Source organism: Paraburkholderia sp. RL17-347-BIC-D (assembly GCF_046027915.1).
Taxonomy (GTDB): Bacteria; Pseudomonadota; Gammaproteobacteria; order Burkholderiales; family Burkholderiaceae; genus Paraburkholderia.
The window spans coordinates 1-24231 of record NZ_JARESS010000043.1; the positions used below are offsets into that span (position 1 = coordinate 1).

A 24231-nucleotide genomic window follows, 5' to 3' on the forward strand; every position below is an offset into this window, starting at 1 on the left:
GGCGACGGAAAAACGCCCGAAGAACGAACGGGAAAACCGCCCTCAATCCCCCATCCGCAGCGCGTCCGCGTTCGCGCTCGAGCGAGCGTGCAAGCGCCAAGAAACGTCACTCATCCCTAACGCGACGAAACAACAGGGGCGATGAACCAATCACCGCCGCCAGCCTCCTCGGACGAACTCTATTTGTCTTGCGCGAGAAACCGCTGAGCCAGCCGTACCCAGTACGTCGAGCCGATCGGCAGCAACTCGTCGTTGAAGTCATAGCTCGCGTTATGCAGCATGCACGGACCTGCGCCATGGCCTGAATCACGGTGCCCGCCGTCGCCATTACCCAAAAACGCGTAGCAGCCCGGTTTGGCAAGCAACATGAAAGAGAAGTCCTCTGCACCCATCGTCGGTTCAACCGCATCGTCGACATTTTCCGGACCGACGATTTCCTTCATCACTGTCGCCGCAAAGCGCGCCTCTTCGCTGCTGTTGATCGTCGGCGGGTAGTTTCGGTGGAATTGAATATCGACCGAGCAATCGTAGGCTTCGGCCGTGCTCTCCGCGATTTTGCGCATGCGCGCTTCGATCAGATCAAGCGTATCGGTTGTAAACGTCCGCACCGTGCCGGCGATCCACGCGTTGTTCGGAACGACATTGACTGCGTCGCCGGCGTGAATCTGGGTGATCGACAACACTGCTGTGTCGAGCGGCTTCTTGTTCCGCGTGATGATGCTCTGCAGTCCGTTCGCAATCTGCACTGCAGTGAAGACGGGATCGCGGCCGTTGTGCGGTAGCGCAGCGTGCGAACCTACGCCCTTGATTTCAATGTGAAATTCGTTGCTCGACGCCATGATTGGCCCTTCAGTCACGCCGAACTGCCCCGCCGGCATGCCCGGCCAGTTATGGATGCCGAATACTGCATCGACCGGAAATTTCACGAACAAGCCGTCGTCGATCATGGCCTGCGCACCAGCGCCCCCTTCTTCGGCGGGCTGGAAAATGAACACGATCGTGCCATCAAATTCGCCGTGTTTGACCAGGTGCCGCGCGGCACCGAGAAGCATCGCCGTATGTCCGTCATGGCCGCACGCGTGCATCTTGCCGTCGTTTTTCGACCGATGGTCGAAGCTGTTCATCTCCTGTATCGGCAGCGCATCCATGTCGGCCCGCAGGCCAATCGAGCGTGAACCATTGCCGCGTTTCAATACGCCGACGACGCCGGTTTTGCCCAACCCTCGATGAGTTTCGATACCCCAGGACTCGAGGGTTCGTGCCACCAGATCGGCCGTCGCCGTTTCTTCGTAACGCAGTTCTGGGTGGGCGTGGATGGTTCGTCGAAGGGTCTGAATTTCGCCGTGAGCGGCTTGAATTTCGGGGATCAGTTTCATGATGTAGTGGTGACGCGTCTGTGCTTTGGCTTGCGTGGAATCGCTCGGGGCCCCATTGGCCCGGGCACGGTAATAACCGATTCTACGCCGAAGGCCTTTTTGGCGGCACCACGCAGGCCAAGCAGCAATTGCCGTAATAGAATCCCGCATTGCTCCACCGCTCACCGCCCCATTGAACGGATCGCCGATGAATGCTCCGACTGAACTCGCCCGCGCCGTATGCCCGCATGACTGCCCCGACACCTGCGCGATGCATGTGACGGTCGAGGCCGGGCGCGCGATCAAGGTCGTCGCTGATCCCGAGCATCCCCCGACGCAAGGCGCGCTGTGCACGAAGGTCAGCCGCTATGCGGAGCGTGTGCATCATCCACAAAGATTGACGACTCCGATGAAGCGCGTCGGCCGTAAAGGCGAGGGCCGTTTTGAGCCGATCAGCTGGGACGAGGCGTTCCAGTTCGCTGCCCGCCGGCTTTCGGAGATTGCGCGCCGCGCGCCGGAAGCGATCGTCCCCTACAGCTATGCCGGCACGATGGGTTTGATTCAGGGCGACAGCATTGCGCAGCGATTTTTTCACAAGCTCGGCGCATCGCAACTGGACCGTACGATCTGCGCGGCCGCGGGCGCCGCCGGGTTGAAGTACACCTATGGCGCGAACATTGGCATGCTCACCGAGTTTTTCGACGAGAGCGAAGTCATCCTCATCTGGGGCTCCAATCCCATCGCGTCGAACCTGCATTTCTGGACGCGTGCCCAACACGCCAAACGCCGCGGCGCACGGCTGATCGCGATCGATCCGTACCGCTCGCTGACCGCCGAAAAATGCCATCAGCATATTGCCCTGAAACCCGGCACCGACGGTGCCTTGGCGCTCGGCATGATGAATGTGTTGATCACGGAAAATCTGCTCGATCACGCATACATCGAGGCCCACACACTAGGTTTTGAAAAGCTGAAGGCCCGCGCGCTCAGCTATCCGCCGTCGCGTGTCGCCGAAATTTGCGGCGTTGATGAGCACGTTATCGTCGATCTTGCGCGACTTTACGGTGGCACGAAAAAGGCTGCGATCCGCATGAACTACGGCCTGCAACGGGTGCGTGGCGGCGGCAATGCCGTGCGTGCCATCGCTTGCCTGCCGTCGTTGACGGGTGCATGGCGCGAGAGAGCGGGTGGCGTGCTGCTGTCTTCGGGCAGTTGGGCCCCGGTCGACTCGCATGCGTTGCAGCGTCCGGACCTGATGCCCGGGTGGCCGTCGAAAGTAAGCCGTGTCATCAATATGAATGCGATCGGCGACGCGTTGCTGCACCAGGGCGACGCCACGTTCGGCCCTAAAGTCGAAGCGATCGTCGTTTATAACTCGAATCCCGTGGCTGTCGCGCCGGATTCCGAGCGAGTCGCCGCGGGTTTCGCGCGTGAAGATCTGTTCACCATCGTGCTAGAGCATTTCCAGACCGACACCGCCGACTACGCCGATCTGCTCCTGCCTGCGACGACCCAACTGGAACACCTCGACGTCCACAAGTCGTACGGTCATACGCACCTGATGGTCAACCTGCCGGCAATCGCACCCGTCGGCGACGCACTCCCGAACACAGAGATTTTTCGCGGATTTGCGCGCCATATGGGACTCGACGAACCGGCGCTGTTCGAGAGCGACGAGACCGTCGCGCAGGCCGCGTTCCGCTGGGAAGACAAGACGCTCGAAGGTGTGGACTGGCAGACGTTGAAGCAAAGTGGCTGGGCCCAGCTGAATCTGCCCGACGCGCCTTTCGCCGAAGGCGGTTTCCGAACGCCGTCCGGCAAATGCGAGTTCTACAGCGAGCGCCTCGCGCAGCAGGAACTCGACCCGCTCCCGGACTATCTGCCGCCTTACGAATCCGCCGACGGCGCACCGGAACTCGCCGCCCGCTACCCGCTTGCCATGATCTCGCCGCCGGCCCGCAACTTCCTGAACAGCACCTTCGTGAACATCGAAAGTCTGCGTTCGACGGAAGGGGAGCCGCATCTCGACATGCATCCGGCCGACGCACAAGTACGCGACATCGTCGACGGCGATCAGGTGCGCATCTTCAACGATCGCGGTTCGATGCAGGCACGCGTACGCGTCACCGATAAAGCACGCGAAGGGCTCGTCGTCGGCCTGTCGATCTGGTGGAAGAAGCTCGCGCCCGACGGCCGCAACGCCAATCAGCTCACCAGCCAGGCGCTCACCGACCTGGGCGGATCGGCAACTTTCTACGACTGCCTGGTCGAAGTCGAGCGCGTCTGAAACCCGCTCAAGCATCCCGCAACGCTCGTTTTTCACGGGTTCGAGGCTGCAGTCTAACCAAGCCGCTTTTCGCGAATAGCAACGGGGTGCCCATGCTACGATGCGTTTTTAGCACGACCATTCGAAAATAAAGGAGGAGACGCTGCATGGACAAAATCTGGCTGAAATCTTATCCGCCCGGCGTTCCCGCAGAGATCGACCCAAGCCGCTATTCGTCGGTGGGACAACTGCTCGAAGAAGCCTTCCGCGACCATCGCGCCAAACCGGCATTCGTCTGCATGGGCAAGGAGATCAGCTACGGCGAGCTCGACGCGCTTTCGCGCAAGCTCGCTGCGTGGTTTCAGTCCAAGGGCCTTGTCCGCGGCGCGCGCATCGCGATCATGATGCCGAACGTGCTGCAGTATCCGGTGGCGATTGCAGCCATTTTGCGCGCGGGCTATGTGGTAGTGAACGTGAACCCGCTTTACACCCCACGCGAGCTCGAGCATCAGCTCAAGGACAGCGGCGCGGAAGCGATCATTCTGCTCGAGAACTTTGCGGTCACGCTGCAGGCGATCGTACGCAACACCTCGATCAAGCATGTCGTCGTGGCCGCAATGGGCGACCTGATGGGGATCAAGGGCACGCTGGTGAATTTCGTCGTACGCAAGGTGAAGAAGATGGTGCCGGCCTGGAGTCTGCCGGGGCACGTCAAATTCAACACCGCGATCGCGGAAGGCGCGCGCCAGAATTTCAAGCCGGTCCAGCAAGGACCTGAAGACGTCGCTTTTTTGCAGTACACCGGTGGAACGACGGGCGTGGCCAAGGGCGCGACGCTGCTGCATCGGAACCTGATCGCCAATGTGCTGCAGTCGGAGATTTGGCTCGATCCGGTTCGCGCAAATCGCACGGATCTCGATCAGTTCGTCACCGTCGTCGCGTTGCCGCTGTATCACGTGTTCGCGCTGACCGTGTGCGGACTGCTGACAATCCGTACCGGCGGCCTCGGCGTGCTCATTCCGAATCCGCGTGACATTCCCGGCATGATCAAAGCGCTGGAAGGCTATCCGATCACGACGATTCCCGCCGTCAACACGCTGTACAACGCGTTGTTGAATAGCCCGGATTTCCACAAGCTCGATTTTTCGAAGCTGATCGCCGCGAACGGCGGTGGCATGGCGGTGCAGGAAGCCGTCGCCAAGCGCTGGTACGAGCAGACGCATACGCCGATCATCGAAGGATACGGGCTGTCGGAAACGTCGCCGTGCGTGACCTGTAATCCGGTCACCGTCACCGAATACAGCGGGACGATCGGCTTGCCGTTGCCGTCGACAGAAATCTCGATTCGTGACGACGAAGGCAACGAAGTGCCGCTCGGCCAGCCGGGCGAAATTTGCATCCGCGGCCCGCAGGTGATGGCGGGCTACTGGAACCGTCCCGACGAAACCGCGAAAGTGATGACGCCGGACGGCTTCTTCAAATCAGGCGATGTCGGCTTCATGAACGACGGCGGTTTCGTCAAGATCGTCGACCGTAAGAAGGACATGATTCTGGTGTCCGGTTTCAACGTCTATCCGAATGAAATCGAAGACGTGGTCGCCAAGCTGCCGGGCGTGTTCGAAGTCGCGGCGGTGGGCGTGCCGGACCAGCATTCGGGCGAAGCCGTAAAGCTGTTCGTCGTGAAGAAGGACCAGGCGCTCACCGATGCCGACATCTTCGCGTACTGCAAGCAGCAGCTGACCGGGTACAAGCGGCCGAAAATCGTCGAATTCCGCACTGAACTGCCGAAGAGCAACGTCGGCAAGATTCTGCGCCGCGAGTTGCGCGACGGGCGGGCATAGGCGGATCACACGCTGATCACGCACGAAGCCGTCACGAAGTAGCGAGTAAGCGAAAAAGGCCCAGCAGACGAAAGTCTGCCGGGCCTTTTCTTTTCGGCCACCGCGAAAACCCGCCGACAGCGCGCGCCATAAAAAAAGGCGCCCGAAGGCGCCTTTGAGGCAAACTGCTTTTTTACGACTTATTAGAACTTGTGGCGGATGCCGACGCGAGCCGTGAACTGGTTCTGGTTCGACGAACCGGTCAGGCCGTTGATGCCTGCCGTTGCGTCGACCACAGCGCCACCAGCGGTGACCGTGTCGCCCAGAGCGTGTTGGTACACACCCGTCACGTACACGTCGGTACGCTTGGACAGGAAGTAGTCCACGCCAATCGCGCCTTGGTGGTACTGAGCGCGCGAATTGCCGTTGATTTCTGCGCCGCGCGTGTAGTCATACGCTGCGCCGACCAGCAACGCCGGGGTCAACTGATACTTGAAGTTGACTTCCGCGTTGTTGAACGTAGCCGACTGGCCCTTGAACGGCGATGCGAACGAAGCGCCGAGGTTGCCGAAGCGGATGTTCGAGTACGTCAGGCCAACCGTTGCTGCGCCGAACGTGTATGCGCCGCCTGCACCGATCACCTGGTACGTGTTAGCCGACGAGAAGCCAGCGTAGACCGGCGACGTCACAGCAGCAGCCGGTGCTGCAGCCGTGCCGCCGTTGTTGAACAGGCCACCCGAAGCTGCCGGGCTGCGTGCGTTCAAGTAACCAACGCCCAAGACGAGGGGACCGTTGTTGTAGCCAGCGCCCAACGACCAGATCTGGTTCGACGTGACGTTGCCGGCGATGCCGCCGAAGCTGTACGTGCCGCCGAACGTCAGGCCGCCGTAGTTTGCGCTCGTGTACTTGACCGTGTTGTTGGTGCGGTACGCGTTGTTGAAGTTGTCGATGTCGCCCGGGTGAGCAGCGATGTAGCCGCCCCACTGGTCGCCTGCTTCCAGCGGACCGACGTAGTCGACGACGGAGTCGTACTGACGACCCAGCGTGACCGTACCGAACTGGCTCGACAGGCCGACGTAAGCTTGACGACCGAACATCAGGCCGCCTTGACCCAGCTTGCCGTTGTTCACGTCAAAGCCGTTTTCCAACACGAAGATTGCCTTCAGACCGCCGCCCAGATCTTCCGTGCCGCGCAGGCCGAAACGCGAACCTTGCAGAACGCCGCTGGACAGGTTGTACAGGTGCTTGCCACCCGAGTTGGTGTTGATGTTGAAGCCTTCGTCAATGATACCGTACAGGGTCACGCTGCTCTGAGCATGTGCGACGCCTGCGAATGCGCCCAGTGCTGCGAGAGCGAGAAGCGACTTTTTCATCGAATGATCTCCAAGGATTACGAATCTTTTGTACAAGGCGGAATATTTATCTAGCGTTGAGGCCTTGCTTGTCCAACTTCGCGAGAAGTTGCACGTAATGTAACAAAAGGCATACATGGCACAAAGAAAAAGGAGCGGGGCGGGAACGCTCCTGTTTCGTTTACGCAACATGGTCTAGAATCGGAGATTGGCCGCTCGAGTCATGCGGTTTGAAGGTTTCCGTGAAGCCGGATTTGCGCCGCAAAGCCTTGTTGAGCGGCCTTGGCGGATCGGTGAGGCGGCTGTCGAATGAGGGAGTGCTGAATGTTTCTGGACGAGTTGATTAGCGAGTTTGATCGGGGTTTACGCTCAATGACCGGCGTGTCGCGGATGAGTCGTCCGTTGCCGGTTCCGCAAGAATCTACGGTGACGGAACCGGCGCCCGAACTCTCACCGGCGGAGCGTGCGCACGCGGCTGGATTGATGCGCGTGAACCACGTCGGCGAGGTCTGCGCCCAGGCGCTCTATCAGGCTCAGAAACTCGCAACCAAATCGCCTTCCTTGCGGGCTGTGTTCAATCGCGCCGCGATCGAGGAAGAAGATCATCTCGCGTGGACTTCCAAACGTCTCGAAGCGCTCGACTCGCGTCCCAGTCTGTTGAATCCGCTCTGGTACACCGGCGCGCTCGCAATCGGCCTCGCGGCAGGGCGTATGGGCGACCGCGTCAGCCTCGGCTTTATGGCCGAAACCGAGCGCCAGGTGGAGCAGCATCTCGACAGTCATCTGGACGAGTTGCCGGCCGCCGACCACGAGTCGCGTGCGATCGTCGAACAGATGCGCGTGGACGAAGCAGAGCATGGCAAGGCGGCGATGGAGGCCGGCGGCCTCGAACTGCCGTTTCCCGCGCGCGCATTGATGCGCGCCGTGTCGAAAGTCATGACGCGCACCGCCTATTACATATAAGTTAAAGCCCGCCGTTCACGCACCTCTCGAAAGTGGGACGGCGCCTCGCGCGCCGTCCGCCCGAAGTACCCGGAAACGCCATCCCATACCTGCCGATCCCGCTTAACGATCTCTTTCATTCCGCGCCTTTCCCCCGCACTTTTCACGTAACACCTTCACAAGTTGCACTAGCTCATTCATTTATAACGGTTTTCCGTTTTATGCCTGACGTGAAGGAGTCGCGCTAAGTCCTTGTTCTAACAAACAAAATTCGCCGGAAAAGCACGCATCTCCCTTGACCCCTGTTTAGCGTTCCTCTAAAGTGGGAGACAGTGTGAGAAAGTGTATTTTTGTGTGATCTCACAAACGGTTTCGGGTAGATTTTCACGGATCGGGTAGCCGGCGCAAAAGCGCCGCAGGGGAGAGCGAAGTGTTCCAAGGGGCGTCGGCGCTGACGCTCGATGCGAAAGGGCGGATGTCTATTCCCTCTCGATATCGGGATGCGCTGCAGACACAGGCAGAGGGCCGGGTGACGATCACCAAGCACCCGGACGGCTGCCTGTTGCTCTTTCCGCGCCCCGAGTGGGAGATCTTTCGCGACAAGGTCGACAAGCTGCCTATGAACGCGACCTGGTGGAAGCGCATTTTTCTCGGCAACGCAATGGACGTTGAAATGGACGGTGCAGGGCGCGTGCTCGTGTCGCCGGAATTGCGCACGGCTGGTGGGCTGGAAAAAGAAGTGACCTTGCTCGGCATGGGTCGTCACTTCGAGTTGTGGGATGCACAAACATACGCCGCGAAGGAACAGGCGGCAATGGCCGAGGGCATGCCCGACGCGTTAAAAGATTTCACGTTCTGATCGCGGTTTACATATATGGCACCTGCGATGGGAAACGAATTGCAGCATCGCACGGTGCTGTTGGAAGAAGCGGTTCAAGCGCTGGTCACACGCGCGGACGGCGTGTATGTGGACGGCACGTTCGGGCGCGGCGGTCATAGCCGCCTGGTGCTGGAGAAGCTGGGTGAAGGCGGGCGTCTGATCGCTTTCGACAAAGATCCGCTCGCCATCGCCACGGCGCAGCAGATTGCCGATCCGCGCTTTGGCATCGTGCACGAGAGTTTTGCTTCACTGCGCACCGCGATTGCGGAGCGCGGCGTAGGACGGGTGTCGGGTGTTTTGCTGGATCTGGGCGTGTCGTCGCCGCAAGTCGACGATCCGGAGCGGGGCTTCAGCTTCCGCGCCGACGGCCCGCTCGACATGCGGATGGACCCGACGCGCGGCGAATCCGCGGCTGACTGGCTGGCGCGGGCCACGGTGCAGGAATTGACGGAGGTGATACGAGATTATGGGGAAGAACGGTTTGCTTTTCAGATTGCAAAGGCGCTTGTTGCTCGCCGGGCAGAGTCCGACCGTCTTGGGCCTCTCGTCAGCACGGGCGAGCTTGCCAAAATCGTGGCTAACGTCGTCAAAACCCGTGAGAAGGGCAAGGATCCGGCAACCCGCACCTTTCAAGCTATACGGATTCACATCAATCAAGAGCTTGCGGAGCTGCAAGTCGTTTTAGAAGCAGCGTTGTCGCTGTTGGAGCAAGGGGGGCGGCTGGTGGTCATCAGCTTTCATTCGCTCGAGGACCGGATCGTCAAGCGATTCATGCAGGCGCACGCGAGTACGCCTGCGGTGGATCGCCGTCTGCCGATTCGCGCCGTCGATCTGCCGAGCCCTCCGCTCAAAATCATCGGCCGCGTGTTCGCGAGCGACGCTGAAGTCGCCGCGAACCCGCGCGCCCGTTCTGCCGTGATGCGTGTGGCGGAGCGGATCGCACCATGAACCGCCTCAATATCTTCCTGCTGATCATCGTGATGGGCTGCGCCTTGTCTGTCGTCAACGCTACCAATCAGCAGCGTCAGATCTTCATCCAGTTGCAGCGCGCTCAATCGCAGGAGCGTCAGCTGCAGCAGGATTATTCGCAACTTCAATATCAGCAGAGTGCGCTGTCGAAAACGTCGCGCATCGAGAATATCGCCACTGATTCCCTGAAGATGCAATCGGTCACCACCGGCCGCACCCAGTACCTCACGCTCGATCCGGGCGCGGTGAAGGCCGAAGACGCACCGATTCCGACTTCCGGCCCGGCATCGGCGCCGGCGGCGACCCGTCGCGGAGGCGTGCGATGAAAAAATCGTCGGCTCGCAAGAGCGTAGCTTTCTCGGCCAATCCGATCCTGTCGGTGCGCCTGCCGATGTGGCGTTCGAAACTCGTCGTGTTCCTGCTGTTCATGGCGTTCGTCGCGCTCACCGCGCGCGCGTTCTGGATCCAGGGCCCGGGCAACGCGTTCTATCAGAAGCAGGGTGAAATCCGCTATCAGCGCCGGCTCGAACTGCCGGCCACGCGCGGCAAGATTCTCGACCGCAATGGTCTCGTGCTCGCCACGAGTCTGCCGGTGCGCGCGATCTGGGCGATTCCCGAATCGGTGCCGGACGACCTCGGCGCGGACAAGCTGACGTCGCTCGGCAAGCTGCTCGGCATGACCAACAAGGAACTGCGCGCCAAGCTCTCGGAAGACAAGAACTTCGTCTACGTGAAGCGCCAGGTGCCGGTGGACGTTGCCGCGAAAGTCACCGCGCTGGACATCCCCGGCATTTACGCGCGCGACGAGTACAAGCGCTTCTATCCGGAAGGCGAGATCACGGCTCACCTGATCGGCTTCACCAATGTGGAAGACGAAGGCCAGGAAGGCGTCGAACTCGGCGACCAGAAGCTGCTCGCCGGCATGTCGGGCAGCCGCCGCGTGATCAAGGACCGCATGGGCCACATCATCGAGGACGTGGACGAGCAGGTCGTGCCACACAACGGCCAGGACGTGGATCTCTCGATCGACAGCAAGATTCAGTACATCGCCTATACGAACCTGAAGGCGGCAGTCGAGAAATTCAAGGCGAAGGCCGGCGCGGCGATGGTAATCGACGTGCGCACCGGTGAAGTGCTGGCGCTCGTCAATTACCCGACGTACAACCCGAACGACCGTTCACACCTGACCGGCGACCAGTTGCGCAACCGCATCCTGACCGACACGTTCGAGCCCGGCTCGATCATGAAGCCGTTCACGGTCTCGCTCGCGCTCGATCTGCACCGCGTCACGCCGACTACACTGGTTGATACAGGCGGCGGCCGTTTCGTGCTTGACGGTGCGCCGATTACCGACGACAGCGCGTTCGGCGTGCTGACGGTGGGCGGCGTGATCCAGAAGTCGAGCAACATCGGCGCGACGAAGATCGCCATGCAGCTCAAGCCCGAAGAGATGTGGAACATGTACACCAGCATCGGTCTCGGCCAGGCGCCGAAGGTCGGTTTCCCGGGCGCGGCGGCGGGCCGTCTGCGTCCGTGGAAGAGCTGGCGCCGCATCGAACAGGCGACCATGTCGTATGGCTATGGCCTGTCGGTGTCGCTGTTCCAGTTGGGCCGCGCTTACACCGCGATCGCGCATGACGGCGAGATCATGCCGGTGTCGATTTTCCGCACGCCTGGCGATCAGCCGGCCACCGGTCCGCAGATCTTCGCGCCGACCACCGCTCGCCAGGTGCGCGCCATGCTCGAAACCGTCACGGCGCCGGGCGGCACGTCGCCGGATGCGGCAGTGCCCGGCTATCGCGTCGGCGGCAAGAGCGGTACGGCATACAAGCACGGCGCACACGGCTACGACCACTCCAAATATCGCGCTTCGTTCGTCGGCATGGCGCCGATGCCGAACCCGCGCATCGTCGTGGCCGTCTCAGTCGATGAACCGACGGCGGGCAGCCACTTCGGCGGTCAGGTGTCGGGCCCGGTGTTTTCGAGCATCGTCGGCGATACGTTGCGCTCGTTGAATGTGCCGCCGGACATGCCGGTCAAGCAAATGGTGGTGTCCGACGATTCGGCCCCGGCCGCGCCGACCGCGCCGGCTACGCCTGCCACGGTCAAGAAGCTTTCCACCAGCGCCGGCGCGAAGAAGATGACGATTTCCGCGAACGCGAAAAGCCACCCGGGAGTCGTGCGATGAGCATGTTGCGGCAGAAGCATCCCGCGCAGCGGCAGATCGCCGACGCCCTCGCCTGGTTGCACGCGCGCGTGCAACCAGGCGCGCATCTGCACGCCGACACGCGCTCGCTCGCGGCCGGCGACGCGTTTTTCGCCTATGCGGTGGACGGCGCTGACAACCGCCCGTTCATTGACGGCGCGATCGAACGCGGCGCCGCCGCCGTGCTGGTTCAGCCTGAAGGCTTCAGCGGCGCGATCGATCCGTCGAACACGCTGGCCGTGCCGGCGTTGAACGAGCTCGCGGGTTCGATCGCGAGCGGCTGGTACAACGATCCGAGCGACGGCATGCTGACGGTCGGCATCACCGGCACGAACGGCAAGACCTCGTGCAGCCAGTGGATCTCGGCGGCGCTGACGGCGCTCGGCACGCGCTGCGCGATCATCGGCACGCTCGGCACCGGTTTGCCGGGCCACCTCGTGCACACCGGCTTCACCACGCCCGACGCACCGCAACTGCAACGCAGTCTCGCGCACTTGCGCGACGCGGGCGCGCAGGCGGTGGCGATGGAAGTGTCGTCGCACGCGCTGCATCAGGGGCGCGTGAACGGCACGGCGTTCGACATCGCCGTGTTCACGAATCTCACGCAGGACCATCTCGACTATCACCACACGTTCGAAGCCTACGAAGCCGCCAAGGCGCGTCTCTTCGCCTGGCCGGAACTACGCGCGGCCGTGATCAACCGCGACGATGCGGCGGGCCGTCGTTTGCTCGCCAGCACGCAAGGCCATGCACGCACGATCGCTTATGGGCTAGACGACACGCTGCAAGACGCGCCGCAAGCCGACGCGTTGCTGCTCGCCTCGAATGTGCGCGCAACGGCAACGGGCACCGCTTTCCATTTGAGCACTTCCGACTGGGGCGATGGCGACGTCGAAGTGCAAACGCTCGGCGCCTTCAACGTGAGCAATCTGCTCGGCGTGCTGGGCGCATTGCTCGCCGCCGACGTGCCGTTCGACGCCGCACTGGCCGAACTGGCGAAGCTTGAGTCGGTGAACGGCCGCATGCAGCGTCTGGGCGGCCGCTTGCAGAACGACGAGCCGCTCGTCGTGATCGATTACGCGCACACGCCGGACGCACTGGAAAAGACACTCGAAGCGCTGCGCCCGATGGCAACCGCGCGCGGCGGCGAACTGATCTGCATGTTCGGCTGCGGCGGCGACCGCGACGCGACCAAGCGTCCGCTGATGGGCGCGATCGCCGAGAAGATCGCCGACGGCGTCGTGGTGACCAGCGACAACCCGCGCAGCGAAGATCCGCAATCGATCATCGAGCAGATCGCGGCGGGCATGAAAGACGCGTCGAAAGCGCGCCGTATCGAGGACCGCGCGAGCGCGATCCTGCAAGCGATCCGCAGCGCCGCGCGCGAAGACGTCATCGTGCTGGCCGGCAAGGGGCACGAAGCAACACAGGAAATCATGGGCAAGAAACGCGCTTTCTCCGATCAGGATCACGCTCGCCTCGCGCTGGCCGCGCGCGCGACGCAAGCACGCGGAGGTGGCGAATGAGCATGTTCTCGCTGCGTGAAGCCGCCGCTTTGATCACGGGCGCAACCGTGCTGGGTGACGACGACGTCACGTTCGATCGCGTTTCCACCGACAGCCGCAGCGCCGGACCGGGCGATCTGTTCGTCGCGATCAAGGGCGACCGGTTCGACGCGCACGACTTTCTGCCGGACGTCGCCGCGCGCAACGTGAGCGCCGTGCTGGTCTCGCGCACGCCGCAAGACTGGAATGTTCCCGCGCTGAAAGTCACCGACACGCGCGTGGGTCTGGGCGCGCTCGCACGCGGTTGGCGTCGCAAGTTCAGCATGCCGCTCGTCGCCGTGACGGGCAGCAACGGCAAGACCACGGTCAAGGAAATGATCGCGTCGATCTTCGCCGCCGCGGTCGGCGCCGACGCGCGTCTGGCCACCGCGGGCAACTTCAACAACGACATCGGCTTGCCGCTCACGTTGTTCCGTTTGCACGCCGCGCACCAATTGGCGGTAGTCGAACTCGGCATGAACCATCCGGGCGAAACCTCGGAGCTCGCGAAAATCGCCGAGCCGACGGTCGCGGTGGTGAACAACGCGCAGCGCGAGCATCAGGAATTCATGGCGACGGTCGAAGCCGTCGCGCTCGAACACGCCAGCGTGATTCACGCGCTGTCGCCGGAAGGCGTCGCCGTATTCCCCGCCGACGACGCCTACGCGAGCATCTGGCGCGTAGCCGCCACCGGCAGCCGCATCATGGACTTCGCGCTGAACTCCGCCGAGCGCACGACCGAAGCCGCGGTAAAAGGCACGTTCGACGGCAACGTCTTGAGCATCGACGCGCCTGAAGGGCAAGTCGAAGTCACGCTGAAAGTGCTCGGCGACCACAATGCGCACAACGCGCTGGCCGCAACATCGGCCGCTTTGGCCGCAGGCGTTTCGCTCGACGCGATCAAGCGCGGTCTCGAATCGTTCGGCGCCGTGAAAGGCCGCTTGCAGGTGAAGCAGGCCGTGCTCGGCACGCTCGCCGGCGCCACTGTGATCGACGACACCTACAACGCCAACCCCGATTCGATGCGCGCCGCGATCGACGTGCTCGCCTCACGCGCCGCGCCGCGCGTGCTGGTGATGGGCGACATGGGCGAAGTCGGCGACAACGGTCCGGCGTTTCACCGCGAAATCGGCGCTTACGCCAAGGAACGCGGTATCGACGCGCTGTACGCCATGGGCGACGCTTCGCGCGACGCCTGCACCGCGTACGGCGCCAACGCGCATCACGTCGCCGATATCGGCACGCTGGTCGCGCAATTGCAGCAGGCCGGTTTCGGTCCTGCCGCAACGCTTCTCGTGAAAGGCTCGCGCTTCATGCAGATGGAGCGCGTGGTGGACGCCGTAACGAGTCCACAACCCAACGCTGCGGGCAGTAAGCCCGCCGCACATTGAAATAGAAGGACCGAAGCATGCTACTGGCGCTGGCGCAATGGCTGCAGAATGACGCAAGCTTCTTGCGCGTGTTCAGTTATCTGACTTTCCGTGCGGTGATGGCGACCATCACCGCGCTGCTGATCGGGCTCGTCTGTGGCCCGGCGGTGATTCGCAAGCTGACCTCCATGAAGGTCGGTCAGGCAGTTCGTAAAGACGGCCCGCAGACTCACCTCGTCAAATCCGGCACGCCGACCATGGGCGGCGTGCTGATTCTGCTCGGCATTGCCGTGGCCACGCTGTTGTGGGCCGATCTGACCAATCGCTTCATCTGGATCGTGATGCTCGTCACGTTCGGTTTCGGTGTGATCGGCTGGGTCGACGATTACCGCAAGGTGGTCTACAAGGATCCGCGCGGCATGTCGTCGCGCGAAAAGTATTTCTGGCAGTCGGTGATCGGTCTGTTCGCAGCCGTGTATCTCGCGTTCAGCGTGTCCGAAGCGAGCAATGTGCGCGTGTTCGACCTGTTCATGGCGTGGGTGCGCAGCGGCCTCTCGATGGGCCTGCCGGCGCGCGCCGACCTGATGCTGCCGTTCGTCAAATCGATCAGCTATCCGCTCGGCGTGTGGGGCTTCATCGTGCTGACGTATCTGGTGATCGTCGGCGCGAGCAACGCGGTCAACCTCACCGACGGCCTCGACGGTCTCGTGATCATGCCGGTCGTGCTGGTCGGCGCGTCGCTGGGTGTGTTCGCGTATGTGATGGGCAGCTCGGTCTACTCGAAGTATTTGTTGTTTCCGCATATCGCAGGCGCGGGCGAATTGCTGATCTTCTGTTCGGCGATGGGCGGGGCAGGGCTCGCGTTCCTCTGGTTCAACACGCACCCGGCGCAGATGTTCATGGGCGACGTCGGCGCGCTCGCGCTCGGCGGCGCGCTCGGCACGGTGGCGGTGATCGTGCGCCAGGAAATCGTGCTCTTCATCATGGGCGGCATTTTCGTCGCGGAGACGCTCTCCGTGATGTTGCAAGTGACGTGGTTCAAATTCACCAAGCGCCGTTTCGGCGAAGGGCGGCGTCTCTTCAAGATGGCGCCGCTGCATCACCATTTCGAATTGTCGGGGTGGAAGGAAACGCAGGTGGTCGTGCGCTTCTGGATCATCACGTTGATGTTGTGTCTCTTTGGTTTGTCCACGCTCAAGTTGCGTTAAGCAGGTATTAGGGGAAGCAGGCGATGTTCGGCGAGAAGTTTCGGGATCGGCAAAAGCCGATGGTGCTCGTGCTGGGACTGGGTGAATCCGGTCTCGCCATGGCGCGCTGGTGCGCGCGGCACGGCTGTCGGCTGCGTGTGGCCGATACGCGTGAAGTGCCGCCGAACCTGCCCGCGCTGGAAGCGCACGGCATCGACGCCGCATTCGTCGGTGGCCCGTTTTCGACGGCGCTGCTCGAAGGCGTAGAACTCGTCGCCATCAGCCCCGGTTTGTCGCCGCTGGCTGCTGACCTGTTGCCGCTGATCTCGGCGGCGCGCGAACAGGGCATCCCCGTGTGGGGCGAACTCGAACTCTTCTCGCAGGCGTTGAAGACGCTCGGCGAAAGCGGCTACGCGCCGAAGGTGATCGCGATTACCGGCACCAACGGCAAGACCACGACCACGAGCCTGACCGGCCTGCTGTGCGAACGCGCCGGCAAGAAGGTCGCGGTGGCCGGCAACATCAGCCCGGCGCTGCTCGACAAACTCTCGGAAGCGATCGACAACACCGCATTGCCCGACGTGTGGGTGCTGGAGCTGTCGAGCTTCCAGTTGGAAACCGCGCATACGTTTACGCCGGATGCGGCAGTCGTGCTGAACATCACCCAGGATCACCTGGACTGGCACGGTGGTCTCGACGCGTACTCCACCGCGAAGGGCCGCATCTTTGGTGCACAGACCGTGCGCGTGCTGAATCGCGATGACTCGCGCGTCATGAAGCTCGCGCCCGCGGAAGACAACGAAGCCGAGATGGTCACATTCGGCGTCACCGAGCCGAAGAACGACGGCGACTACGGTCTGCTGCGCGACAACGGCATGATCTGGCTCGTAGAGGCGCACGATCGCGACGCGAGCGACGAGCCGGTGCCGAAGCGCCGTCGCAAGAACGAAGTGGTGACGCCGCCGAACATCGCGCTAAAACGCCTGATGCCCGCGGACGCCTTGCGTATTCGCGGTCTGCACAACGCCGCCAATGCGCTCGCCGCTTATGCACTCGCGCGCGCGATCGGTCTGCCGGGCGCGCCGCTTCTGCACGGCCTGCGCGAATATCACGGCGAGCCGCATCGCGTGGAATTAATCGCGTCGATCGACGGTATCGACTATGTGGACGACAGCAAGGGCACCAATGTCGGCGCGACGGTGGCCGCGCTCGACGGCCTTGCGCAGCGCATCGTGCTGATCGCCGGCGGCGACGGCAAGGGGCAGGATTTCGAACCGCTCGCCGCGCCGGTCATGCGCTGGTGTCGCGCCGTGATGCTGATCGGCCGCGACGCGCCGCAGATCCGCGCCGCGCTGGAAGACACCGGCATCGCCATGACGGATCACGCGACGCTCGAAGAAGCGACGCGCGCCGCAACCGCGCTCGCGGAGCCGGGCGACGCCGTGTTGTTGTCGCCGGCTTGCGCGAGCTTCGACATGTTCAAGGGTTACGCGCACCGCGCCGCGGTATTCCGCAGCACGGTAGAAGACATTGCCGCCGAACGGGGGACGATGATATGAGCTGGTCGGAACGTTTCGGTTCGCGTCAGGCTGCCGCCGGCGACGCGGGTGGTTCGGGCGGTGCGGCTCGCGTCGGCCGCACGGGCGGCAGTGGGCTCGCAAGCGCCGTCAACGGCGTGCGTCCGCTGCGCTCGCGCATGCTCGACTACGATCACTCGCTGCTGTGGGTGGTCGTCGCGCTGCTCGGTCTCGGCGTCGTGATGGTGTATTCGGCGTCGATCGCCATGCCCGATTCGCCGAAGTACGCGTCCTATCGCGACTACGCGTTTCTCGTGCGCCAGATCATCTTCGTGGTGATGGGCTCGGTGATCGGCGTCGTGTCGTTCCGCATTCCGATCGCGACGTGGGACAAGTACGCGCCGAAGCTGTTTCTAATTTCGCTGGTCGCGCTGGTGATCGTGCTGATTCCGCACGTCGGCAAGGGCGTGAACGGCGCGCGCCGCTGGATTCCGCTCGGCATCACGAACATGCAGCCGTCGGAAATCATGAAGCTCGCCGTGACGATTTACGCGGCGAACTACACGGTGCGCAAGCAGGAATACATGCACAGCTTCGCCAAAGGCTTTTTGCCGATGGCGGTGGCGGTGGGTCTCGTCGGCGCGTTGCTGCTGCTCGAACCGGACATGGGCGCGTTCATGGTGATCGCGGCGATCGCGATGGGCGTGCTGTTTCTCGGCGGCGTGAACGGCAAGCTGTTCGGCGGCCTGGTGGCAACCGCGGTCGGCACGTTCAGTTTGCTGGTGTGGGCGTCGCCGTGGCGTCGTGAACGGATTTTCGCGTACCTCGATCCGTGGGACGACCGTTACGCGCAGGGCAAGGCTTATCAATTGACGCACTCGCTGATCGCGTTCGGCCGCGGCGAGTGGTTCGGCGTGGGTCTCGGCGGCAGCGTCGAGAAGCTCAACTATCTGCCGGAAGCGCATACCGACTTCATCCTCGCGGTGATCGGCGAGGAACTCGGTTTTATCGGCGTGCTGGTGGTGATCCTGATGTTCTACTGGATCGTGCGCCGCTCGTTCGAGATCGGCCGTCAGGCGCTCGCACTCGATCGCACGTTCGCGGGCCTGGTCGCGAAGGGCGTCGGCATCTGGTTCGGCGCGCAGACCTTCATCAACATGGGCGTGAACCTCGGCTTGCTGCCGACCAAGGGTCTCACGCTGCCGCTCGTCAGTTATGGCGGCTCGGGCATTGTGCTGAACTGCGTCGCGGTTGCAGTGTTGATGCGCGTCGATTACGAGAACCGGGTGTTGATGCGCGGAGGGAAAGTATGACCGCTCTGCCGCAACGCACGCTGATGGTGATGGCCGGAGGCACCGGGGGACACGTGTTCCCTGGGCTCGCGGTCGCTCATCTGATGCAGGCGTGGGGCTGGAAGGTCGTATGGCTCGGCAATCCCGCGGGCATGGAAGCGACGCTGGTGCCGAAGCACGGCATCCCGATGGAATACGTGCGCTTCGGCGGACTGCGCGGCAAGGGCATGAAAACCAAGCTGATGCTGCCGCTGAATCTGCTGCGCGCCTGCACGCAAAGCCTCTCCGTCCTGCGTCGCGTGAAGCCGGATGTGGTGCTCGGCATGGGCGGCTACATCACGTTTCCGGCCGGCTTGATGACCGCATTGAGCGGCCGTCCGCTGGTGCTGCATGAACAGAATTCGATTGCCGGTCTAGCGAACAAGGTGCTCGCGAAAGTTGCCAAGCGTGTGCTGGTTGCGTTCCCGAATGCATTGCCGCACGGCGAATGGACGGGAAATCCGATTCGTGAGGAACTTGCGCGCGCAATTGCACCCAAAACACGCTACGCGCAACGCAGCGGTCCGTTGAATGTGCTGGTCGTGGGCGGCAGTCTGGGCGCGACGGCATTGAATGAAGTCGTGCCGCGCGCGGTGGCCTTGCTCGCGCCGAACGAACGGCCGCGCATCGTGCATCAGGCGGGCGCGAAGCACATCGAGGCGCTGCGCGAGAACTACGCTGCAGCCGGTTTGCAAGCGGGCGCCGGCGTCGAACTCGTACCGTTCATCGACGACATGACGAGCGCCTACGCGAACGCGGACCTGGTGATTTGCCGGTCCGGCGCGATGACGGTGTCCGAGATTTCAGCAGTAGGCGTGGCGGCGTTCTTCGTGCCGTTCCCGTATGCAGTAGACGATCACCAAACCACTAATGCAGCGTTCCTCGCCGACAACGGCGCGGCGCTGGTCGTGCAGCAACGCGATCTGTCGGCGGAAACCCTCGCTGACTGGTTGCGCAGCCAGACGCGAGAAACCCTCGCGGAGATGGCGGAGCGTTCGCGCTCGCTCGCGAAACCCGACGCCACGGAACAGGTCGCGCAGATTTGCGCGACCGTGGCGGGTTCGATTTCGGGCGCGAGCCCAGAAGGAAAGCAATGAAACACATCGTCAAACACATTCACTTTGTCGGCATCGGTGGTGTCGGCATGAGCGGCATCGCGGAGGTGCTGGTCAACCTCGGCTATCAGGTGAGCGGCTCGGATCTCACGAGCAACGCGATCACGGATCGCCTCGCCGCACTCGGCGCGCGGATCGCGATCGGTCACGCGGCGGAGAACATCGAAGGCGCGAACGCGGTGGTCGTCTCCACGGCGGTGCGCAGCGACAACCCGGAAGTGCTGGCCGCGCGTCATCGCCGCATTCCGATCGTGCCGCGCGCAGTGATGCTCGCGGAACTGATGCGCCTGAAGCAGGGCATCGCAATTGCCGGCACGCACGGCAAGACCACGACCACCTCGTTGGTGGCGAGCGTGCTCGCGGCGGGCGGTCTCGATCCGACCTTCGTGATCGGCGGCCGGCTGATCAGCGCGGGCGCGAATGCGCGGCTCGGCACGGGCGACTTCATCGTCGCGGAAGCCGACGAGTCGGATGCGTCGTTCCTGAATCTGTTCCCGGTGATCGAAGTCATCACGAACATCGACGCCGATCACATGGACACCTACGGCCATGACTTCGCGCGGCTCAAGCAGGCGTTCATCGAATTCACGCACCGTCTGCCGTTTTACGGTATCGCGGTGCTGTGCGTCGACGATCCGAACGTGAAGGAAATTCTGCCGTTCGTGTCGAAGCCGATCATCCGCTACGGCTTCGCGCCGGATGCGCAGGTGCGCGCGGTCAACGTACAGGCGCGCGACGGCAAGATGCATTTCACCGCCATGCGCGAAGACGCGGCGCCGATCGACATCGTTTTGAACCTGCCGGGCGAGCACAACGTGCAGAACGCTTTGGCCGCAATTGCAATTGCGACTGAACTTGAAGTGAAAGATGCCGATATCCAGCGAGCGCTGGCGGATTTCAACGGCGTGGGCCGACGCTTCCAGCGCTACGGCGAAGTGCCTGTCGTAAGCGAAGGTAAAGCGAGCGGCGCCTACACACTGGTCGACGACTACGGTCATCACCCGGTCGAAATGGCGGCCACGGTGGCGGCGGCGCGCGGCGCATTTCCGGGCCGGCGTCTGGTGCTGGCGTTCCAGCCGCACCGCTTCACGCGTACGCGTGATTGCTTCGAGGATTTTGTGAAAGTGCTGTCGACCGTCGACGCGCTCGTGCTGACCGAAGTCTATTCGGCCGGTGAAGCGCCGATCGTCGCCGCGGACGGCCGCGCCTTGGCGCGTGCGCTGCGTGTGGCGGGCAAGGTCGAGCCGGTGTTTGTCGATACGGTGGATGAAGTGCCGGACGCGCTCTCAGCAGTGGTGCGCGACGGCGATGTGGTGATCACGATGGGCGCGGGTTCGATCGGCGGTGTGCCGGGTCGCCTCGCGCAGGAAACGAAGGTGTGAGCGAAATGAGCAGTATCGACCCGAAACAATTCGGCAAAGTGGCAGTGCTACTCGGTGGGGACTCCGCCGAGCGCGAGGTATCGCTCAACTCCGGCCGCCTGGTGCTGCAAGGTCTGCGCGACGCCGGCGTGGACGCGCATCCGTTCGATCCGGCCGAGCGTCCGCTCGCCGCATTGAAGGAAGAAGGCTTTGTGCGCGCGTTCAACGCGCTGCATGGCGGCTATGGCGAGAACGGCCAGATCCAGGGCGCGCTCGACTTTTACGGCATCAAGTACACGGGTAGCGGCGTGCTCGGCTCGGCGCTCGGTCTCGACAAGTTCCGCACCAAGCTCGTGTGGCAGCAACTCGGCATTCCGACGCCGCCGTTCGAAGCCGTGCTGCGCGGCGACGACTACGCAGCGCGTTCGAAAGACATTGTCGCGAAGCTCGGCTTGCCAATCTTCGTGAAGCCGGCGAGCGAAGGTTCGAGCGTCGCGGTGATCAAGGTGAAGAGCGCCGACGCACTGCCCGCCGCGCTGATCGAAGCGGTCAAGTACGACAAGATCGTGGTGGTCGAAAAGAGCATTGAAGGCGGCGGCGAATACACCGCGTGCATCGCCGGCAATCTCGACTTGCCGGTGATTCGCATCGTGCCGGCCGGCGAGTTTTACGACTATCACGCGAAGTACATCGCGAACGACACGCAGTACCTGATCCCGTGCGGTCTGGCGGCGGACGAGGAAGCGCGCCTGAAAGTGCTGGCGCGCCGTGCCTTCGACGTGCTCGGCTGCACCGACTGGGGCCGTGCGGATTTCATGCTCGACGCCGACGGCAACCCGTATTTCCTCGAAGTGAACACGGCGCCTGGCATGACCGATCACTCGCTGCCGCCGAAAGCGGCGCGCGCGGTGGGCATCAGCTATCAGGAACTGGTTGTCGGCGTATTGGCGCTGACGCTGCAGGACTAACCGGGGCGACCCGAAAGCAACACCATGTGGAACAACGTTCGCCAGCTCAATTTCGCCGCCAACGCATTGCATGCGTTGCTGGTGCTCGTGCTGCTGGCGGCGGGCGGTTACTGGCTGATCCAGCGCCCGAATTTCGCGTTGCGCGAAATCCAGATCGACGGCGATACCGAGCACATCAATTCGCCGACGGTGCGCGCGGGTGTCGTGGGGCGCTTGAAGGGCAACTTTTTCACGGTGGATCTCGACGTGGCGCGTCAGGCGTTCGAGCAGATGCCGTGGGTGCGTCATGCGAGCGTGCGGCGCGTCTGGCCGAATGCACTGGCTGTCACGCTGGAAGAGTACAAGCCGCTGGGAACGTGGGGCAGCGATCAGTTGGTGAGCGTCGACGGCGAGCTGTTCACGGCGAACCAGGGCGAGCTCGAAGAAGACTTGCCCGCGTTCGATGGTCCGGACGGTACGGCAAAAGAGGTGGTCGCGCGTTATCACGACTTCCAGAAATGGTTTGCGCCGTTGGGCGCGACGCCTGAAGAAGTGACGCTGTCGCCACGCTACGCGTGGACGGTGAAGCTCTCGAACGGCACGCAGGTGGAACTTGGGCGCGAACGCAATCAGGACACGCTGCTCGACCGGAGCAAGCGTCTGAGCGCGGCGTGGAACGCGGTGACGCAACGTTGGGGAAAGGATATCGAGTATGCGGACTTGCGCTATCCGAACGGTTTCGCGATTCGCGCGGCAGGGATGCGCTTTATCACCGAACCCGACAAGGGCAAGAAGTAAACGGACATCACACGCAATGAGCACGCTATGAGTAAAGACTATAAAGATCTGCTGGTCGCCCTCGACATTGGGACGTCGAAGGTCGTGGCCATCGTCGCCGAGTTGAAGGGCGAAGGTCACTACGAGGTGATCGGCCTCGGCCAGAGCGAATCGAAGGGGCTCAAGAAAGGCGTGGTGGTGAATATCGAAGCCACCGTGCAGTCCATACAGCGCGCGCTCGAAGAAGCCGAACTGATGGCCGACTGCAAGATCACAAACGTATTTACCGGCATTGCCGGCAGTCATATCCGCAGCTTCAACTCGAGCGGCATGGTGGCGATCAAGGAGAAGGAAGTCACGCAGACGGATGTGGCTCGTGTGATCGAAACGGCGAAGGCGATCAACATCCCGACCGATCAGCAGGTGCTGCACATCCTGACGCAGGAATTCATCATCGACGGTCAGGAAGATGTGCGCGAGCCGATCGGCATGAGCGGCATTCGTCTCGAAGTGAAGGTGCATATCGTCACCGGCGCGGTGAGCGCGGCGCAGAACATCGTCAAGTGCGTGCGCCGCTGTGGGCTCGAAGTGAACGATCTGATCTTGCAACCGCTGGCGTCGTCGCTGGCGGTGCTGACGGAAGATGAAAAAGAACTCGGCGTGGTGCTGGTCGATATCGGCGGCGGCACGACGGACATTGCGATTTTCAGCGAAGGCGCGATCCGTCATACGGCGGTGATTCCGATCGCCGGCGACCAGATCACGAGCGACATAGCGATGGCGCTGCGTACGCCGACGCCGGATGCGGAAGACATCAAGGTGGATTACGGCATCGCCAAGCAGGCGCTCGCCGATCCGGACGAGATGATCGAAGTGCCGGGTCTCGGTGAGCGCGGTCCGCGCACGCTGTCGCGCCAGGCGCTGGCGGCAGTGGTCGAGCCGCGTGTCGAAGAACTGTTTTCGCTCGTGCAGCAGGTGGTGCGCGAGTCGGGTTACGAGGAACTGCTGAGCTCCGGCGTGGTGCTGACCGGCGGCGCGTCGATGATGCTCGGCATGGTCGAACTGGGTGAGGACATCTTCCTGAAGCCGGTGCGCATCGGCGTGCCGGAATACGCGGGCGGTCTCGCTGACGTGGTGCGCAATCCGCGCTACTCGACGGCGATGGGCCTGCTCGTCGAAGGACGCTCGCAGCGCATGCGCGGCCGCAAGGTCGCGGTGCAGTCGGGGTCGATGGGACAGGTGTTCACGCGCATGAAGGACTGGTTCCTCGGCAACTTCTAACGCATTCGCTG

At 62.7% G+C, this 24231-nt stretch carries 19 protein-coding genes; 17 read left to right on the forward strand and 2 right to left on the reverse strand.

The genetic code is table 11. The features are described from left to right. Positions 1-179 precede the first annotated feature (179 nt). On the reverse strand, positions 180-1376 hold the full coding sequence (locus P0D96_RS36425; RefSeq protein ID WP_408180879.1) for a M20 aminoacylase family protein: 1197 nt from the start codon (positions 1374-1376) through the stop codon (positions 180-182). A gap of 187 nt (positions 1377-1563) precedes the next feature. Here P0D96_RS36425 and P0D96_RS36430 point away from each other — a divergent pair, with 187 nt between their 5' ends. Next, positions 1564-3642, forward strand: coding sequence for a molybdopterin-containing oxidoreductase family protein (locus P0D96_RS36430; RefSeq protein WP_408318519.1), 2079 nt, complete (start codon positions 1564-1566; stop codon positions 3640-3642). A 146-nt stretch (positions 3643-3788) separates the two neighbouring features. After that, entirely contained in the window at positions 3789-5462 is a 1674-nt protein-coding gene (locus P0D96_RS36435; RefSeq protein ID WP_408318520.1) for a long-chain fatty acid--CoA ligase, read from the forward strand. Between the two features lie 182 nt (positions 5463-5644). Here P0D96_RS36435 and P0D96_RS36440 read toward each other — a convergent pair whose 3' ends face one another. Continuing rightward, complete coding sequence (locus tag P0D96_RS36440) at positions 5645-6814, reverse strand: porin (protein ID WP_132372906.1); 1170 nt, start codon at positions 6812-6814, stop codon at positions 5645-5647. Between the two features lie 303 nt (positions 6815-7117). Between P0D96_RS36440 and coq7 the strand changes: the two genes are divergently transcribed. From coq7 to ftsA, 15 genes are all read left to right on the forward strand, one after another. After that, positions 7118-7756: a 2-polyprenyl-3-methyl-6-methoxy-1,4-benzoquinone monooxygenase gene (coq7, locus tag P0D96_RS36445; protein ID WP_132372908.1), complete on the forward strand. Its 639-nt coding sequence runs from the start codon at positions 7118-7120 to the stop codon at positions 7754-7756. A gap of 409 nt (positions 7757-8165) precedes the next feature. Continuing rightward, positions 8166-8594, forward strand: a complete 429-nt coding sequence (gene mraZ / locus P0D96_RS36450) for a division/cell wall cluster transcriptional repressor MraZ (RefSeq protein ID WP_012434430.1) — start codon at positions 8166-8168, stop codon at positions 8592-8594. A gap of 15 nt (positions 8595-8609) precedes the next feature. Next, positions 8610-9563, forward strand: coding sequence for a 16S rRNA (cytosine(1402)-N(4))-methyltransferase RsmH (gene rsmH, locus P0D96_RS36455; protein ID WP_408318522.1), 954 nt, complete (start codon positions 8610-8612; stop codon positions 9561-9563). Beyond that, positions 9560-9910: a cell division protein FtsL gene (gene ftsL, locus P0D96_RS36460; RefSeq protein ID WP_132372912.1), complete on the forward strand. Its 351-nt coding sequence runs from the start codon at positions 9560-9562 to the stop codon at positions 9908-9910. Before rsmH ends, ftsL begins: the two co-directional genes overlap by 4 nt. Then, on the forward strand, positions 9907-11772 hold the full coding sequence (locus P0D96_RS36465; protein WP_408180845.1) for a peptidoglycan D,D-transpeptidase FtsI family protein: 1866 nt from the start codon (positions 9907-9909) through the stop codon (positions 11770-11772). Before ftsL ends, P0D96_RS36465 begins: the two co-directional genes overlap by 4 nt. Further along, entirely contained in the window at positions 11769-13316 is a 1548-nt protein-coding gene (locus tag P0D96_RS36470; protein ID WP_408180846.1) for a UDP-N-acetylmuramoyl-L-alanyl-D-glutamate--2,6-diaminopimelate ligase, read from the forward strand. The genes P0D96_RS36465 and P0D96_RS36470 overlap by 4 nt, the downstream gene beginning before the upstream one ends. Further along, positions 13313-14725 carry a UDP-N-acetylmuramoyl-tripeptide--D-alanyl-D-alanine ligase gene (locus P0D96_RS36475; protein WP_408290428.1) on the forward strand — a complete coding sequence of 471 codons (1413 nt, stop codon included), beginning with the start codon at positions 13313-13315 and terminating at the stop codon, positions 14723-14725. Before P0D96_RS36470 ends, P0D96_RS36475 begins: the two co-directional genes overlap by 4 nt. Before the next feature lie 17 nt (positions 14726-14742). Beyond that, on the forward strand, positions 14743-15912 hold the full coding sequence (gene mraY / locus P0D96_RS36480) for a phospho-N-acetylmuramoyl-pentapeptide-transferase (protein WP_106285161.1): 1170 nt from the start codon (positions 14743-14745) through the stop codon (positions 15910-15912). Positions 15913-15935: 23 nt separating this feature from the next. Continuing rightward, positions 15936-17450 (forward strand): UDP-N-acetylmuramoyl-L-alanine--D-glutamate ligase, encoded by a 1515-nt coding sequence (gene murD, locus P0D96_RS36485; protein WP_408318525.1) that lies wholly within the window; start codon positions 15936-15938, stop codon positions 17448-17450. After that, positions 17447-18721: a putative lipid II flippase FtsW gene (ftsW, locus tag P0D96_RS36490; protein ID WP_132372922.1), complete on the forward strand. Its 1275-nt coding sequence runs from the start codon at positions 17447-17449 to the stop codon at positions 18719-18721. The genes murD and ftsW overlap by 4 nt, the downstream gene beginning before the upstream one ends. Then, a complete protein-coding gene (murG, locus tag P0D96_RS36495) occupies positions 18718-19836 on the forward strand; it encodes an undecaprenyldiphospho-muramoylpentapeptide beta-N-acetylglucosaminyltransferase (protein WP_408318527.1) in 1119 nt (372 codons plus the stop codon). The genes ftsW and murG overlap by 4 nt, the downstream gene beginning before the upstream one ends. Continuing rightward, positions 19833-21236 carry a UDP-N-acetylmuramate--L-alanine ligase gene (gene murC / locus P0D96_RS36500; protein ID WP_408318529.1) on the forward strand — a complete coding sequence of 468 codons (1404 nt, stop codon included), beginning with the start codon at positions 19833-19835 and terminating at the stop codon, positions 21234-21236. Before murG ends, murC begins: the two co-directional genes overlap by 4 nt. Before the next feature lie 5 nt (positions 21237-21241). Further along, a complete protein-coding gene (locus P0D96_RS36505; RefSeq protein WP_408180850.1) occupies positions 21242-22183 on the forward strand; it encodes a D-alanine--D-alanine ligase in 942 nt (313 codons plus the stop codon). Positions 22184-22207: 24 nt separating this feature from the next. After that, complete coding sequence (locus P0D96_RS36510) at positions 22208-22960, forward strand: cell division protein FtsQ/DivIB (protein ID WP_132372930.1); 753 nt, start codon at positions 22208-22210, stop codon at positions 22958-22960. A 27-nt stretch (positions 22961-22987) separates the two neighbouring features. After that, entirely contained in the window at positions 22988-24220 is a 1233-nt protein-coding gene (gene ftsA / locus P0D96_RS36515) for a cell division protein FtsA (RefSeq protein WP_007180311.1), read from the forward strand. Positions 24221-24231 lie beyond the last annotated feature (11 nt).

Excerpts from the sequence above, each read along its gene's own strand:
- P0D96_RS36425 (WP_408180879.1), bottom strand. The coding sequence starts at position 1,376 with ATGAAACTGATCCCCGAAATTCAAGCCGCTCACGGCGAAATTCAGACC.
- P0D96_RS36430 (WP_408318519.1), top strand. The coding sequence starts at position 1,564 with ATGAATGCTCCGACTGAACTCGCCCGCGCCGTATGCCCGCATGACTGC.
- P0D96_RS36435 (WP_408318520.1), top strand. The coding sequence starts at position 3,789 with ATGGACAAAATCTGGCTGAAATCTTATCCGCCCGGCGTTCCCGCAGAG.
- P0D96_RS36440 (WP_132372906.1), bottom strand. The coding sequence starts at position 6,814 with ATGAAAAAGTCGCTTCTCGCTCTCGCAGCACTGGGCGCATTCGCAGGC.
- coq7 (WP_132372908.1), top strand. The coding sequence starts at position 7,118 with ATGTTTCTGGACGAGTTGATTAGCGAGTTTGATCGGGGTTTACGCTCA.
- rsmH (WP_408318522.1), top strand. The coding sequence starts at position 8,610 with ATGGCACCTGCGATGGGAAACGAATTGCAGCATCGCACGGTGCTGTTG.
- ftsL (WP_132372912.1), top strand. The coding sequence starts at position 9,560 with ATGAACCGCCTCAATATCTTCCTGCTGATCATCGTGATGGGCTGCGCC.
- P0D96_RS36465 (WP_408180845.1), top strand. The coding sequence starts at position 9,907 with ATGAAAAAATCGTCGGCTCGCAAGAGCGTAGCTTTCTCGGCCAATCCG.
- P0D96_RS36470 (WP_408180846.1), top strand. The coding sequence starts at position 11,769 with ATGAGCATGTTGCGGCAGAAGCATCCCGCGCAGCGGCAGATCGCCGAC.
- P0D96_RS36475 (WP_408290428.1), top strand. The coding sequence starts at position 13,313 with ATGAGCATGTTCTCGCTGCGTGAAGCCGCCGCTTTGATCACGGGCGCA.
- mraY (WP_106285161.1), top strand. The coding sequence starts at position 14,743 with ATGCTACTGGCGCTGGCGCAATGGCTGCAGAATGACGCAAGCTTCTTG.
- murD (WP_408318525.1), top strand. The coding sequence starts at position 15,936 with ATGTTCGGCGAGAAGTTTCGGGATCGGCAAAAGCCGATGGTGCTCGTG.
- ftsW (WP_132372922.1), top strand. The coding sequence starts at position 17,447 with ATGAGCTGGTCGGAACGTTTCGGTTCGCGTCAGGCTGCCGCCGGCGAC.
- murG (WP_408318527.1), top strand. The coding sequence starts at position 18,718 with ATGACCGCTCTGCCGCAACGCACGCTGATGGTGATGGCCGGAGGCACC.
- murC (WP_408318529.1), top strand. The coding sequence starts at position 19,833 with ATGAAACACATCGTCAAACACATTCACTTTGTCGGCATCGGTGGTGTC.
- P0D96_RS36505 (WP_408180850.1), top strand. The coding sequence starts at position 21,242 with ATGAGCAGTATCGACCCGAAACAATTCGGCAAAGTGGCAGTGCTACTC.
- P0D96_RS36510 (WP_132372930.1), top strand. The coding sequence starts at position 22,208 with ATGTGGAACAACGTTCGCCAGCTCAATTTCGCCGCCAACGCATTGCAT.
- ftsA (WP_007180311.1), top strand. The coding sequence starts at position 22,988 with ATGAGTAAAGACTATAAAGATCTGCTGGTCGCCCTCGACATTGGGACG.